A 13,992-nucleotide genomic window follows, 5' to 3' on the forward strand; every position below is an offset into this window, starting at 1 on the left:
GGTCGCTCAGGCCGCGGTCGCCGTGATGTGCGGCTCGAGCCGCTTGAGTGCCTGCCGAATTCGCGATTTCGCGGTGGGTAGCGCGACGCCGAGCTCGTCGGCGACCTCGCGGTAGGTCATTCCGCGGAAGTACGCCAGTTCGATTGCCTCGCGCTGCAATTCGGTCAGCCGGCACAGCAGCGAGCGCACCTCGCGGACCGTTTCGCGACGCTCGGCGGACTCGCTGACGACATCGTGTTCGATCCGTGTGGACTGCTCGGCTGTGCTGTAGACGTGTAGCCGACGCTTCGCGGCGGTCTCCGACCGCACACGGTCGACGGCCCGCCGATGCGCGAGGGTCATCAGCCAACCGAGGGGGGAGCCGGATTCGGCGTCGAACGTGTGGGCCGAGCGCCAGACGGTGAGAAAGACCTCCTGCGTGGTCTCTTCGCTGATGCCCCGGTCGCGCACGATCCGCAGGACCATGCCGTACACGCGATGGCTGGTTTCGTCGTAGAACTGGGCAAACGCGCCGGCGTCGCCTGTTGCGACCCGGCTCAGGAGTAACGCCAGACGGTCCGTTGCCTCGTTCATATCGTTGTGCTCCCGTCCACGCGATCGTTCCCCCGATCGTGGCGACAACGCTAGGGCGTCGTGCCCTGTCGGCGTCAGGGGTGACGAACGATTGCGACGAACTCGAAACTCAACACAAGGCTGATCACGGAGTGATAACGCGATGGGGGGTTATGGGTTACGAGCCGCTGGTGTCGCTGGGCATCGCTTCGTACAGCCAGGACACGACGACTGCACCCGGATCGACGACGCCGCGCGCGTTCTCTCCGACGTAGCTGGCACGCCCCTTGGTGGCGGTGGTGTCGCGGGTGGATTCTGCGCCATCGGCTGCTGCGCGTGCGACGTCGGCGAGGCTCGCGCCGTTGTCGAGTGCGTCGACGGCGGGACTCAGGGCGTCGACCATGGTGTTGTCGCCGACCTGTGCCCCTCCGAGATCCTGGATCTCGGCGAGCGCGCGCGACGAACCATCGCGCACCGACGCCTCGAAATCATCGCCGTCGGAGAACGCGTGCGCCAGTTCGCGGAACAACACACCGAAGATGACTCCCGAGGTCCCGCCGGAGCGGACGAGGTACGACGTGCTGATCGCGCTCAGCACCTGGCTGTCGGTGCCGCGCACGGGCAGGTCGAAGTGTGCCAGCGCGGCTTCCATGTTGGTACCGAAGTCGCCGTCACCTGCGCGCTGGTCGAGTTCGGTCAGATCGTCGATCGACTCCTGCACGTGCCGCACGAACCGGGTCAACCACTGGTTCTCCTCGCCGTCGTCGGCAGAATCCGACGGCTCGGCGAACGTCGTGTCGGTCAGTGGTGCGGTGCTGCGCGACGGGCTCGCGGCCCACCCGGGCGCGGTGGTCGGGGCGTCGAAGAGGGAGAGGATCTCGTCGTCGGCGCGGACTAAGGTGATCGACACCCCGCGCATGTCCAGGGCGGTCACGAAGGTGCCGACCATGGGTCGGGCGACGGTGATCCCGCGACGGTCGAGGTCGGCGACGACCTCACCGAAGACCAGATCCAGCTCGAGGGGATGAGCGGAGCCGAGGTTGTTGACCAGGGCGATCACCTGCTCGTCGTGGACCAGCGAGAGTGCATCGACCAGGGGATCGACCATGCGGTTGACCAGTTCGCGAGCCCCCACCCGGGCGGTGCGTTCACGTCCGGCCTCGCCGTGGATACCGACCCCGAATTCCATCTCGTCGGCGTCGAGCTCGAAGGTCGGCTCGGACTTCGATGGCATGGTGCATGCGTGATAGGCGACCGAGATGCTGCGCGCGTTGGCCACGACGTGGCGTCCGATCTCGGCGACCGCACCCAACTCGTCTCCGCGAGCCGCTGCCGCGCCGCAGATCTTCTCGACGACGATCGTCGCGCCCGTTCCGCGACGTCCCGGTCCGGTGGCCGAGTCGGAGGCGACGTCGTCGTCGACGATGACGTGGTCGGTCGCGATCTCGTCGCGGACCAGGTGTCGGGCGATGCGGAAGTTCATCACGTCGCCGGTGTAGTTCTTGACGATGTGCAGCACACCCGCGCCGCGATCAGCCCAGCGTGTGGCGCCGACGATCTGCAGTGCGTTGGGTGAGGTGAACACCAGTCCGGGGCACGCGGCGTCGAGCATGCCGACGCCGATCATGCCCGAGTGCATGGGCTCGTGACCTGAGCCGCCTCCGGAGACCAGGGCGACGGTGGCGTCGCCTGTGCGCTCGCGCTGATGCAGGAAGCCAGGGTCGGGCTGCCAGGCGATATCGGGGTGAGCGGCAACGAACCCGCGTAGCGAGTCGGTGATGAATGTGCCCGGCGAGTTGAGGATGTAGTCGCTCATTGGATCAACCGTATCCTGCAACCGTCGCCGACGGTGTCGGTGCCTCGGAGTAACCTGCGGCCGTGAACACCGATGTGATCGTCGGAGACGACGGACTGGCACGTTGTACCTGGGCTGCGGTCGAGCCCGAGACCAGCTACCACGACTCGGAGTGGGGATTCCCGCTCACCGGTGACAACGCCTTGTTCGAGCGGGTCTGCCTCGAAGGGTTTCAGTCCGGACTGAGCTGGCGCACGATCCTCACCAAGCGCGAGAACTTCCGTGCAGCCTTCGCCGGCTTCGACATCGAGAAGGTCGCCCGGTTCACCGAGCGCGACGTCGAACGCCTGCTCGGTGATGCGGGCATCATCCGTCACCGCGGCAAGATCGAGGCCGCCATCAACAACGCGCGACGGGCCGCGGAACTCATCGACGACGAGGGATCGCTTGAGTCGTTCTTCTGGCGGTATGCGCCTGCCGCAGAACATGTTCCGGGATCGATGACGCTGTCCGACGAATCGACGAAGCTCTCGAAGGACCTCAAGAAGCGTGGCTGGCGTTTCGTCGGGCCGACGACGATGTTCGCGCTCATGCAGGCCTCGGGGATGGTCAACGACCATGCCAACGACTGCGTGATCCGGCCGAGGGTCGCGGCGGCGATCGAGGAGTACCGGGGGATCGAGAAGTAACGGGCGATCGAGAAGTAGCGGGTGATCGAGTGATCGCGCCGATCGGCACGGCGACGGTTGGCGACGCCGCGTCATTCTGTGTCCACCATGAGCATGTGGGTGCTGCAGCACACACATCCCGCGATCCGACACATGTATGGCGCGCGCTCAGAATGTCAACAATCCGACAATGTGTCATCATGCCTGCATGGAGCATGAATTCGGGTGGGGTGACGGCCCCGTCGAGCAGGTCGGAATCGGCATCGTCTGCCCGTTCGACATGGCCCTCGACCGCGAGCTGTGGCGGTGGATGCCCGATGGCGTCTCGCTGCATTTCACCCGCACCGGATTCATCGACGCGCCGGTCGACATCGACATGTGTCGAGACCTCAACAACCACGCGGAGATCGCGGCCGCGGTGCGCTCCATCTCGGCGGTGCGACCCAGTGCGTATGCCTACGCGTGTGCGTCGGGGAGCTTCGTGTACGGAATCTCCGGAGCGGTAGAACTCTCCAACTGCATGCTGGGGGCCGGTGCACAGCGCGCGGTCACGACGTCGGAGGCACTGTTGCGCGCACTGGATGCGTTGGGAATCAGTCGGATCGCCGTCGCAACGCCCTACACGAATGGCCTGACCGGGCTACTGTGCGACTTCCTCGCACAGTCGGGGCGCAGCGTCGTCGCACAGGCGGGGCTCGGCCGCGACCACGACATCTGGACCATCCCGTATTCGGTGACCGCTGATCTCATCCGTGGTGCCGACCATCCCGACGCCGACGCCATCTTCGTCTCGTGCACCAATCTGTGGACCTACGATGTGCTCGGCGCACTCGAGGCCGAACTCGGCAAACCGGTGCTCTCGGCCAACCAGGTGACCGCCTGGGCGACGCTCGTCGACGCGGGGGTGCTGTCGCCGGGGATCACGCAGCCCTATGCGATGCCCGCAGCCGACCAGGCGCTGTTCGCGCACGCCGCGTGATCGACTCGACGTAGGGTGGCTTATGTTCACCGATCAGCCCTTCGATGCGGCGACCCAGGCAAAGTACGTGCAGCTCACCACTTTTCGTAAAGACGGCACGCCGGTGGCCTCTCCGCTCTGGGCGGCCGCCGACGGTAGCACGCTGGTGATGTGGACCGAGACCGACTCGTGGAAGGTCAAGCGGATTCGCCGCGACCCCCACGTCGTCGTCCAGGCCTGCGACGTTCGCGGCAAGAATCTGCAGGGTCAGGCGGTGGAGGGAACGGCAACCATTCTCGACTCCGCAGGTACCGACCGCGCACGCAACGCGATCACGAAGAAGTACGGCATCCTCGGTTGGATTCTGGTCAAGGCGAGCCTGCTGCGTCGAGGCAAGTCGGGCACCGTCGGCATCTCGATCACCCGCAGCTGATCGGTGTCAGGCAACGCTGAGCCGACGACGTCGCACTGCCGTTGGTAGCTCGTGATAGCAACGTGCCCACAGCACTTCGTGCTCGACGGGGGAGATCGCACCTGACGCGAGGCACTCATCGGCGTCGTGGAGAAGCGCGGCGAGTCTGCAGATCTCGCGTCGCGCTGCGCGGGCCGAAGCGTCTGACCCGTAGCCGGTCCACGCCTCCAGAGCTCGGATGTGCGCGCGCACCCGACGCGTCCGATGGCCGACGACGACGAGCGTCGCCCCAGCGACGACGAAACCCGTCACGAGGCCCACGAGCCCTGAGGCTCCGGCCCACGCCGCGGCAGCGGTGCTCGCCAGCACCGTCGCTATCACGAGAAACGGCAGAACGCGCCATGCACGCAGCCAACGGACGTCGTCAATGGTGACGCCCGGCGGATACACGACGAGGCGATGGCACACCCAGTGGCGTGCATAACCGACCTGCAGGTACCCCCACCGCGAAGACCCCGACCGGGCCGTTCCGCTCTGTGACTGCGCAGACTCGTTCATGTGATCGGTTCTAATCCCGTCACTCGCCGACGTGGCCGTTTCTGACGCCATCTCGACGCCGCGCCGGCAGATCTTGATGCGACGTTGACGCCCGTGGGGCGTACGTCGAGCGGCCCCGGTGCGAAGGTTGCGTCAACAAACCCCGGCGCCGCGTATGGAACGCGTTAAGGCCCCTTCCCGCATCAACGAATACGACAGAAGCTGTGGTGCGCCGATCGCCAGCCCGACGTTCGGCATGCCCAGCCAAGGAGTGTGAGAAGTGGCCGATGTGCTCTATGTACTCGCCGCACTGATCGGCTTCGCGATCTGTGTCCTGGTGGTCCGGGGCGTCGACGCGAGGATCGGCCGATGACCGCAGACGGAGTCGTGAACGTTGTTCTTCTAGTCCTGTCCGTCGTGACGGCGATCTATCTGATGGTCGCGCTGATCAAGCCGGAAAGGTTCTGACCGTGAATTCAACCCTTGCGGGGGTACTCCAGGCGGGCTTCGTCGTCCTGGTGCTCGCAGTCGTGTACGTGCCGTTGGGCGACTACATGGCGCGGGTGTACCGCAGCACCCGCGACCTGCTACCGGAACGCGCGATCTACGCGCTGGCCCGGGTCGATTCCCGACGTGAACAGACCTGGGTCGGTTACGTGCTCGCGGTGCTTGCCTTCTCGGTGATCTCTTTCCTCTTTCTCTACCTGCTGCAGCGGCTGCAGGGTGTATTGGGTTGGTCCGACGGCAAGCCGGGGGTCAACCCGGCCACGGCGTTCAACACCGCGATCTCGTTCGTCACCAACACCAACTGGCAGTCGTACTCGCCCGAGGCAGTGATGAGCAATCTCTCGCAGATGCTCGGCCTCGCTGTGCAGAACTTCGTGTCGGCCGCGGTGGGTATGGCCGTTGCCGTCGCGTTCATCAGGGGACTGGTGAACCGTCGGGGCGACGGGTTGATCGGCAACTTCTGGGTCGATCTGACCAGAACCTGCGTCCGTATCCTGTTGCCGCTCAGTGTGATCATTGCCATCATCTTGCTGACCCAGGGGGTGGTGCAGTCGTGGCACAGCGGGTTCGGCTTCACGACGATGTCGGGTGAGCACGCGCGAAGCATGGTGGGCCCGTTTGCATCCCAGGAGGCGATCAAGGAACTCGGTACCAACGGTGGTGGCACGCTCTCGGCAAACTCGGCGCATCCATTCGAGAACCCGACGCCACTGAGCAACGTCGTGGAGATACTCGCGATTCTGATCATCCCGGTCTGCCTCACGCGTACGTACGGAACGCTGGTGCGCGATCACCGTCAAGGTCTCACATTGCTCGGGGTCATGGCGACCATCTGGGGCATCATGCTCGCTATCGTGTGGAGCTTCGAATCCCACACCAACGGGCTGGCGGCGCAGGCGGCAGGCGCGATGATGGAGGGCAAGGAACAACGCTTCGGCATCGCCGGCAGTGCGTTGTTCGCGGTGTCGACCACCGGAACATCAACGGGTGCAGTCAATTCGGCGCACGACAGTTTGTCGGCAGGCGGCGGTGGCGCGGTGATCTGGAACATGCTGCTCGGTGAGGTCGCGCCCGGCGGTGTCGGCACCGGTCTCTACGGGATCCTGATGATGGCCGTGGTCACGGTGTTCGTCGGTGGCCTGCTCGTCGGACGGTCGCCAGAGTTCCTCGGGAAGAAGATCGGGCAGAACGAGATCACCATGGCGGCGCTGTACGTGCTGGTCATGCCTGCCCTGGTGCTGATCGGCGTGGGTGTCAGTGTGGCCATGGGTTCCACACTCGATGCACAGGGCAACAGCGGCGACCCGGGTACTCCGGGGTCGATCCACGGATTCTCCGAGGTGATCTACGCCTACACGTCGGCCGCGAACAACAACGGCAGCGCGTTCGGCGGGTTGACGGTCACCAGCGACTGGTTCCAGACATCACTGGGTCTGGCCATGTTGTTCGGTCGGTTCTTGCCGATCGTGTTCGTCCTGGCACTCGCCGGGCTGCTCGGCCGACAACGCCCGCGGGGCGCGGTCTCGGCGTCGGCCGCGGACGGTTCGACCGATGGCCCGACCGTCGTTGGGCGATCGACCGGCGTCGAGAACTCGACCGGCGAGGGCCGGACCGGCCTCGGCGATGTGGTCGGAGCGGGGATGGTTGCCGTGCTCGAGCGGCAGGAAGCCGTCCGGACGGAATCGAATCTCCCCACGCACGGAGCGCTCTTCGGCGCTCTCCTGCTCGGCACGATACTTCTCGTCGCCGGTCTCACCTTCTTCCCGGCCATGGCGCTGGGACCCATTGCGGAGGCACTTCTGTGAGCGTCAACACCATCGAGTCCGACGTGACACGCGAGGACGCGTCGGCCGAGCAGCACGAGGAGACCCAGCTGGTCTCACGTGGATCGTTCGATCCTCGCCAACTCCTCACCTCGGTCCCGCAGGCAGTGCGGAAACTCAATCCGCGTGACCAGGCGCGCAATCCGGTGATGTTCGTGGTTTACGTCGGATCGATCGTCACCACCGTGCTCGCCGTCTGGCGGCCGTCGTGGTTCGCATGGCTGATCGCCGCGTGGCTGTGGTTCACCGTCCTGTTCGCCAATCTGGCTGAGGCTGTCGCGGAGGGACGTGGCCGGGCGCAGGCTGACTCGCTGCGAAAAGTCAAGCGTGACACCATGGCTCGCCGACTGGAAGAGAGTGGTTCGATCTCGCAGGTGTCGGGAACCGCACTGCGGGTCGGCGATCTCATCGTTGTCGAGGCAGGCGAGGTGATCGCGGGCGACGGGGACGTCGTCGACGGCATCGCGACAGTCGACGAATCGGCCATCACCGGCGAATCCGCGCCGGTCGTGCGCGAATCGGGCGGTGACCGATGCGCCGTGACCGGGGGAACCGTGGTGCTCAGCGACCGCATCGTCGTCAAGATCACCGCTGCGCCGGGGGACAGCTTCGTCGACCGCATGATCGCGCTCGTCGAAGGGGCGTCGCGGAAGAAGACGCCCAACGAGATCGCACTCGACATCCTGCTTGCGAGCCTCACACTGATCTTCCTCCTGGCAGTGGTCGCCGTCGGTCCGATGCAGCAGTACGCGGGGCAGAGCCCGGATGCGATCAAGCTGATCGCGCTTCTCGTGTGTTTGATCCCGACGACCATCGGCGCCCTGCTCAGTTCGATCGGCATCGCAGGTATGGATCGGCTCGTGCAGCGCAACGTGCTCGCCATGTCCGGGCGCGCGGTGGAGGCGGCAGGCGACATCGACACACTGCTGCTCGACAAGACCGGCACCATCACCTTCGGAAACCGCCGGGCCACCGAGATCTTCCCGGGGCCTGGGACCGCGACGGCAGAACTCGCCGATGTCGCCTACCGGTGCAGCCTCGCCGACGACACTCCCGAGGGCCGCAGCATCGTCGAATTGTGTCTGGCAGAGCACGATGTGGTGCCTGCCGATGCGGATGCGCTGGCCGCGGCGCGGGGGCACGAGCACCCTGAGTACGAGGTGGTGCCGTTCACCGCGGAGACACGGATGAGCGGGATCGACGTGCGCACCGCGATGGGCACCACGGTCGAGTACCGCAAGGGCGCGGCCGACGCGGTCGCCCGATGGGTGACGAAGCTCGGCGGCGAGATGCCGCTCGAGGTGACCGAGCGGGTCGCCGAGATCTCCAGCGGTGGAGGCACGCCGCTGGTGGTGGCTCTCAACGCGCAGACGCCGCGTGTGCTGGGCGTGATCCAGCTCTCCGATGTCGTGAAACCCGGTATGACGCAGCGTTTTGCGCAACTGCGGGAGATGGGCATCCGCACTGTGATGGTGACCGGCGACAACCCGCTCACCGCAAGGGCAATCGCACAAGAGGCGGGCGTCGATCACTTCGTCGCCGAAGCGACACCGGAGGACAAGCTGGCGCTGATCCGCGCCGAGCAGTCCGGTGGGCGACTGGTTGCGATGACCGGTGACGGCACCAACGACGCGCCCGCGCTCGCACAGGCAGACGTCGGTGTGGCGATGAACTCGGGGACGTCTGCGGCCAAGGAAGCCGGCAATATGGTCGACCTCGACTCCGACCCGACCAAGCTCATCGACATCGTTGCCATCGGCAAGCAGTTGCTGATCACACGGGGTGCGCTGACCACGTTCTCGCTGGCGAACGATCTCGCGAAGTACTTCGCAATCCTGCCCGCGATGTTCGTGAGCATCTATCCGCAGCTCGATTCGCTGAACATCATGCGGCTGCACTCGGCGCAATCGGCCATCGTGTCGGCGGTCGTGTTCAACGCCCTCATCATCGTCGCGCTCATCCCGTTGTCACTGCGTGGCGTGCGTTACCGCCCCAGCTCGTCGTCGAAGTTGTTGGGCCGCAACCTGCTCGTGTACGGCGTCGGAGGTGTGATCACCCCGTTCGTGGGGATCTGGCTCATCGATCTCGTCGTCCGCTTCCTCCCGGGAATGGGGTAATCGCGCATGAACACCATCACGTCCGGATTCTTTCGCCAATGCGCTGTCGCGTTCTCGATGCTCGTGGCACTCACGGTGATCCTCGGCGTCGCCTACCCGGCGGTCGTCTGGGCGGCATCGCGGGTCGGCTCGAACTCTGCCGAGGGCTCGCAGGTGACCGACGCGAAGGGGTGTAACGCAGGATCCACGCTCATCGGACTCGATCCGAAGGCACCTGCCGCGACACCCGACAGCTACCTGCACGCCCGGGTCCTCGGATCCGACGATGATCCGATGGCTCCCGGCGATCCGGCGGCATCGGCCGCGAGCAACCAGGGCCCCAACAGCGAGACCCTCGCTCACAACATCGCCGCCCGTCGTGCGCTGATAGCGCAGCGGGAGGGTGTCGCTCCGTCGGCGGTGCCCGCGGAGGCGGTGACCGGCTCCGGCTCGGGCCTCGACCCGCAGATCAGTCCCGAGTACGCGGCGATCCAGATCCCGCGCATCGCTCGCGCCAGCGGGCGGTCGCAGGAAGCGGTCCGTCAGATCGTCGACGCGCACACAGCCGGGCGGCAGTGGGGGTTCCTCGGACAGCAGCGCGTGAACGTGCTCGAGGTGAACCTCGCCCTGGGACACACGGTGTGCAAGTGATCACCGGCCGCTCTGATTAGACTCGCATCCATGGGTTCAGGTGCCGACACCCGGGGACGGCTCGAAGTCTTCCTCGGGTGTGCGCCCGGAGTGGGCAAGACCTACGAAATGCTCTCGCAAGCAAGAGGTCTCGCTGATGAAGGCGTCGACGTGGTGATCGCGGTTGTCGAGTCGCACGGGCGGTCGGCCACCGCTGCCCTCACCGACGGACTCGAGGAGATCCCGCGACGCGAGGAGGTCTATCGCGGCGCAGTCCTCGAGGAGATGGACCTCGATGCGGTGTTGGCCCGCGCTCCACGGGTGGCGCTGGTCGACGAACTCGCGCACACCAATGCCCCCGGATCGCGAAATGCCAAGCGTTGGCAGGATATCGAGGAGCTGCGCGACGCGGGCATCGACGTGCTGACCACCGTCAACGTGCAGCATCTGGAGAGTCTGAACGACGTCGTCGCCCAGATCACAGGGGTCATCCAGCGCGAGACGGTCCCCGACGCCGTCGTGCGTGCGGCGGACGAGATCGAACTCGTCGACATCGCGCCGCAGGCGCTGCGGCAACGACTCAGCGCGGGCAAGGTGTACCCCGCCGGACGCATCGACGGCGCGCTCTCGAACTACTTCCGACAGGGCAATCTCACGGCACTGCGCGAGCTGGCGCTGCTGTGGCTGGCCGATCGTGTCGACGACAATCTCGCCGACTATCGGGCGGCGCATGCGATCACCGACACGTGGGAGGCGCGCGAACGTGTGGTGGTGGCGATCACCGGTGGGCCCGAATCAGCGACTCTGATGCGGCGAGCGAGCCGCATCGCATCGCGGTCGAGTGCCGAGCTCGTGGTGGTGCACGTGGTCCGCGGCGACGGGCTCGTCGGGACACCGGCCGCCGAACTGTCACGACTTCACGAACTGGCCAAGGGCTTCGGCGCGCGCATCCACACCGTGGTCGGTGACGACATCCCGTCGACGCTGTTGGATTTCGCGCGAGGCGTGAACGCAACACAGCTGGTTCTCGGAACCTCGCGACGCCCGCGTTGGCAACGCCTCTTCGATGAGGGTGTCGGCGCGAACGTCGTTGCGCGCAGCGGCAAGATCGACGTCCACATGGTCACCCACGACGAGACGCGACGCCGCAACCGACTCGACATCCGCGACACGCGCTTTCACCGACCACTGAGTTGGGTGGCCGCGATCGTCGTGCCGCTCGTCGTCACCGGTGTGCTCGCGTTTCTCGATCGCTGGCTCGGATTCGCCAGTGAGACCGCGCTGTTCTTCGTGACCGTGCTCGCCGTCTCGCTGCTCGGCGGAATCGGCCCGGCAGCGTTGTCCGCGGTGGTGTCGGGTCTGCTGCTCAACTACTTCTTCACCGATCCGCGTTTCACGTTCACCATCAACCAGCCAGACAATCTCATCACGATCCTTGTGCTGCTGGTTATCGCGATCGCGGTTGCCGCGCTGGTCGATTCGGCGGCGAGTAGACGACGGCAGGCGAACCTGGCCAGCCGCGATGCGGAGCTGTTGGCACTGTTTTCCGACGCGGTGCTCGGCGGCGCCGACGTCTCGGCGCTGCTGCAGCGGGTGCGTGAGACCTACGACCAGGGCGCGGTTGCTGTGGTGCACACGGCCGATGGCGGTCACGTCGTCGACGCCGCTGTCGGCGACGACCCGCCACGGCGAGCCGAGGATGCCGACACGGTCTGCCCGGTGCCCGGTGGCGAATACGAATTGTTGTTGCGCGGGCCGAAACTCGGCGGGCGTGACCGGCGGGTGCTCACCTCGGTGGCGATCCAGGCCGCAGGCGCTGTGCAGCGGCGTCGACTTGAGCGTGAGGCGTCCGAGGCTCGTGCGCTGGCCCAGACCGACGAGATGCGCCGCGCGCTGCTCTCCGCCGTCAGCCACGACCTGCGGACACCGCTGGCGGGCGCCAAGGCCGCCGTGTCGAGTCTGCGTGCGAGCGACGTGACGTTCAGCCCCGAGGACACCGCCGAGCTCCTGGCCACGATCGAGGAGTCGGTGGATCATCTGTCGGCGCTGGTGGGCAATCTTCTCGATTCGTCGCGGCTCGCAGCGGGTGCGGTGCGGCCCAAGCTACAGCGCACCTACCTCGTGGAGGTCGTGCATCGTGCCGCGACCGCAGTGAGCTGGGTCGGTGGGCCAATCCCGGAGATCGCCTTCACCTTTCATGCGATGTGGGCGTTCACCGACAGTGGGCTGCTCGAACGTGTGCTGGCCAACCTGATCGACAACGCCGTGCGCCACGGGGGCGGCGGTGGTGTCGCGGTGACCTCGGAGTCCGAGAGCGACGACGACGGGTTGGCGCGTACGGTCATTCGTGTGATCGACCACGGGCCGGGTATTCCTGCCGATCGGCGAGACCAGATCTTCGACGCCTTTGTGCAGGGCGGCGACCGCAACGGAGCCGACGGCGGCGTCGGCCTGGGTCTGTCTGTGGCGCAAGGTTTCGTCGCGGCCATCGGTGGTGTTCTCGGCGTCGAGCAGACCCCCGGCGGCGGAACCACGATGGTTGTTTCGCTGCCCGCAGGAGACGACCATGAGTGACGGCATTCGCGTGCTGGTCGTCGACGACGAGCCGCAGTTGCTGCGTGCGCTGCGGATCAACCTGAGCGCCCGCGGTTTCGCCGTGACCACGGCGTCGACGGGAACCGCAGCGCTGACGGCGGCCGCCAAGGTCAATCCGCAGGTGGTGGTGCTCGACCTCGGACTTCCCGACATCGATGGGTTCACCGTCCTCGAGGGACTGCGCGGGTGGACCAACGTGCCCGTCATCGTGTTGTCGGCGCGCGGGGAGTCTGTCGACAAGGTGGCTGCGCTCGACGCCGGTGCCGATGACTACGTCACGAAACCCTTTGGGATGGACGAGTTCTTGGCACGCTTGCGCGCAGCGGTGCGTCGTGGGGTTGCTGCTCCGGACGCGTCTGAGGTGCCGGTGGTCGACGCGGGCGACTTCGTCGTCGACCTCAGCGCAAAGCAGGTGTCACGTCACGGAGAGCAGGTGCACCTGACCCCGACAGAGTGGGGCATTCTGGAACTGCTGGTGCGTAACGAGGGAAAACTGGTGGGGCAGCGAGACATTTTGAGTACTGTGTGGGGTCCCAAGTACCTCAATCAGACCAACTATCTGCGTGTCTATCTCGCCAGTCTGCGTCGCAAACTCGAAGACGATCCGGCACATCCGGTGCACCTGCTCACCGAGGCGGGGATGGGGTATCGCTTCGTGCGGGGACAAGCGGCGACGCCGTGAACAGCTGACCGAGCCTGTCGGTGGGCGGGGTCATGCCCACCAGTCGCGCACCCTCCCACGCGGTCACCTGATTCGCGGTGAGTACGGGTTTGCCGATCTGGGCCTCCAGATCGGAGATCCAGGTGGCGGTGTGCAATGCGGTGTCGGGAACCAGAATAGCCTGTGCTGCAGGATGATCGGCGGCCACAACCATGTCGAACAGAGCGTCGCCGTCGATGGTGCCCGCGTCCGACGCGGTGAGGATGTCGTTGGCGCGCATGCCGATGACCTCAATGCCGGCGCCCGCGAGAAATGTCGTGAAACCCGATGCCACGTCCGCGGGGTAGCTCGCCGCGACGGCAACCGTGTCGATGCCCAACGCCCGGCACGCGTGTGCGAATGCGAGTGATGTCGACGACGCGGGCAGTCCTGTGGCCTCCGCCAGCGCCGCGGCCTGGCTGTGCGCGCCGTCCCAGCCGTACAGGAAGCTGCCCGAGGTGCACGCCCACATCAGCGCCGCAGGGTGATGCTCGCCTGCGCGCTGCGCGCCCTCGAGGAGTCGATCGTCCTCGCCGACGGCACGCATGGCGTCGACGGTGTGATCGTCGGAATCGATCTCGGTGATGACCACGGGCAGTGTGATCGTGTGTCCGAGGGCGGTCTCGATCAGTCGGTAGTCGTCCTCGGCAGCGTGGCCCGGATAGAGAATTGCGATCGCAGCGGTTGTCACGTGTAGTCCTCCCGACTAGATTGTCAAC

Annotated in this window: 13 protein-coding genes; 9 read left to right on the top strand and 4 right to left on the bottom strand. The window is 66.1% G+C overall.

Features of this window, described 5'->3' with window-relative positions:
- Nucleotides 1-6: 6 nt before the first annotated feature.
- The gene (gene sigK / locus GOACH_RS00465) at nt 7-573 is read right to left on the bottom strand and encodes an ECF RNA polymerase sigma factor SigK (RefSeq protein WP_005169012.1); all 567 of its coding nucleotides are present in this window, start codon (nt 571-573) and stop codon (nt 7-9) included.
- A 157-nt stretch (nt 574-730) separates the two neighbouring features.
- A complete protein-coding gene (locus GOACH_RS00470) occupies nt 731-2,368 on the bottom strand; it encodes a dihydroxyacetone kinase family protein (RefSeq protein WP_005169015.1) in 1,638 nt (545 codons plus the stop codon).
- Nucleotides 2,369-2,430: 62 nt separating this feature from the next.
- On the opposite strand from GOACH_RS00470, the gene GOACH_RS00475 reads away from it, so the two are divergent.
- The 3 genes from GOACH_RS00475 to GOACH_RS00485 all read left to right on the top strand — a co-directional run bounded on the left by GOACH_RS00475 (nt 2,431) and on the right by GOACH_RS00485 (nt 4,406).
- Nucleotides 2,431-3,036 carry a DNA-3-methyladenine glycosylase I gene (locus tag GOACH_RS00475; RefSeq protein ID WP_005169017.1) on the top strand — a complete coding sequence of 202 codons (606 nt, stop codon included), beginning with the start codon at nt 2,431-2,433 and terminating at the stop codon, nt 3,034-3,036.
- Nucleotides 3,037-3,223: 187 nt separating this feature from the next.
- Nucleotides 3,224-3,994, top strand: a complete 771-nt coding sequence (locus tag GOACH_RS00480) for a maleate cis-trans isomerase family protein (RefSeq protein ID WP_005169021.1) — start codon at nt 3,224-3,226, stop codon at nt 3,992-3,994.
- Between the two features lie 22 nt (nt 3,995-4,016).
- Entirely contained in the window at nt 4,017-4,406 is a 390-nt protein-coding gene (locus tag GOACH_RS00485) for a PPOX class F420-dependent oxidoreductase (RefSeq protein WP_005169024.1), read from the top strand.
- Between the two features lie 6 nt (nt 4,407-4,412).
- Here GOACH_RS00485 and GOACH_RS00490 read toward each other — a convergent pair whose 3' ends face one another.
- Nucleotides 4,413-4,943: a DUF6611 family protein gene (locus GOACH_RS00490; protein ID WP_005169027.1), complete on the bottom strand. Its 531-nt coding sequence runs from the start codon at nt 4,941-4,943 to the stop codon at nt 4,413-4,415.
- Nucleotides 4,944-5,291: 348 nt separating this feature from the next.
- On the opposite strand from GOACH_RS00490, the gene kdpF reads away from it, so the two are divergent.
- The 6 genes from kdpF to GOACH_RS00520 are packed head-to-tail and all read left to right on the top strand — an operon-like array spanning nt 5,292 to nt 13,255.
- Nucleotides 5,292-5,390 carry a K(+)-transporting ATPase subunit F gene (gene kdpF, locus GOACH_RS00495; protein ID WP_052003859.1) on the top strand — a complete coding sequence of 33 codons (99 nt, stop codon included), beginning with the start codon at nt 5,292-5,294 and terminating at the stop codon, nt 5,388-5,390.
- Nucleotides 5,391-5,392: 2 nt separating this feature from the next.
- A complete protein-coding gene (gene kdpA / locus GOACH_RS00500) occupies nt 5,393-7,234 on the top strand; it encodes a potassium-transporting ATPase subunit KdpA (RefSeq protein WP_005169031.1) in 1,842 nt (613 codons plus the stop codon).
- 23 nt (nt 7,235-7,257) lie between these two features.
- Nucleotides 7,258-9,369 carry a potassium-transporting ATPase subunit KdpB gene (gene kdpB, locus GOACH_RS00505; protein ID WP_085950568.1) on the top strand — a complete coding sequence of 704 codons (2,112 nt, stop codon included), beginning with the start codon at nt 7,258-7,260 and terminating at the stop codon, nt 9,367-9,369.
- A gap of 6 nt (nt 9,370-9,375) precedes the next feature.
- Nucleotides 9,376-9,999, top strand: a complete 624-nt coding sequence (locus GOACH_RS00510; protein WP_005169038.1) for a potassium-transporting ATPase subunit C — start codon at nt 9,376-9,378, stop codon at nt 9,997-9,999.
- A gap of 30 nt (nt 10,000-10,029) precedes the next feature.
- Entirely contained in the window at nt 10,030-12,552 is a 2,523-nt protein-coding gene (locus tag GOACH_RS00515) for a DUF4118 domain-containing protein (protein ID WP_005169041.1), read from the top strand.
- Nucleotides 12,545-13,255 (top strand): response regulator, encoded by a 711-nt coding sequence (locus GOACH_RS00520; protein ID WP_005169043.1) that lies wholly within the window; start codon nt 12,545-12,547, stop codon nt 13,253-13,255. The genes GOACH_RS00515 and GOACH_RS00520 overlap by 8 nt, the downstream gene beginning before the upstream one ends.
- Here the strand turns inward: GOACH_RS00520 and GOACH_RS00525 are convergent.
- On the bottom strand, nt 13,200-13,964 hold the full coding sequence (locus GOACH_RS00525) for a maleate cis-trans isomerase family protein (protein ID WP_005169046.1): 765 nt from the start codon (nt 13,962-13,964) through the stop codon (nt 13,200-13,202). The two genes, GOACH_RS00520 and GOACH_RS00525, sit on opposite strands and share 56 nt — an antisense overlap.
- Nucleotides 13,965-13,992 lie beyond the last annotated feature (28 nt).

This window comes from Gordonia aichiensis NBRC 108223 (assembly GCF_000332975.1).
In the GTDB taxonomy this organism is placed as follows: domain Bacteria; phylum Actinomycetota; class Actinomycetes; order Mycobacteriales; family Mycobacteriaceae; genus Gordonia; species Gordonia aichiensis.

Bases quoted from the DNA above. Each gene is read 5' to 3' on its own strand.
- kdpF (WP_052003859.1), top strand. From the start codon at position 5,292: ATGACCGCAGACGGAGTCGTGAACGTTGTTCTTCTAGTCCTGTCCGTC.
- GOACH_RS00470 (WP_005169015.1), bottom strand. From the start codon at position 2,368: ATGAGCGACTACATCCTCAACTCGCCGGGCACATTCATCACCGACTCG.
- GOACH_RS00490 (WP_005169027.1), bottom strand. From the start codon at position 4,943: ATGAACGAGTCTGCGCAGTCACAGAGCGGAACGGCCCGGTCGGGGTCT.
- GOACH_RS00485 (WP_005169024.1), top strand. From the start codon at position 4,017: ATGTTCACCGATCAGCCCTTCGATGCGGCGACCCAGGCAAAGTACGTG.
- sigK (WP_005169012.1), bottom strand. From the start codon at position 573: ATGAACGAGGCAACGGACCGTCTGGCGTTACTCCTGAGCCGGGTCGCA.
- GOACH_RS00520 (WP_005169043.1), top strand. From the start codon at position 12,545: ATGAGTGACGGCATTCGCGTGCTGGTCGTCGACGACGAGCCGCAGTTG.
- GOACH_RS00515 (WP_005169041.1), top strand. From the start codon at position 10,030: ATGGGTTCAGGTGCCGACACCCGGGGACGGCTCGAAGTCTTCCTCGGG.
- GOACH_RS00510 (WP_005169038.1), top strand. From the start codon at position 9,376: ATGAACACCATCACGTCCGGATTCTTTCGCCAATGCGCTGTCGCGTTC.
- GOACH_RS00480 (WP_005169021.1), top strand. From the start codon at position 3,224: ATGGAGCATGAATTCGGGTGGGGTGACGGCCCCGTCGAGCAGGTCGGA.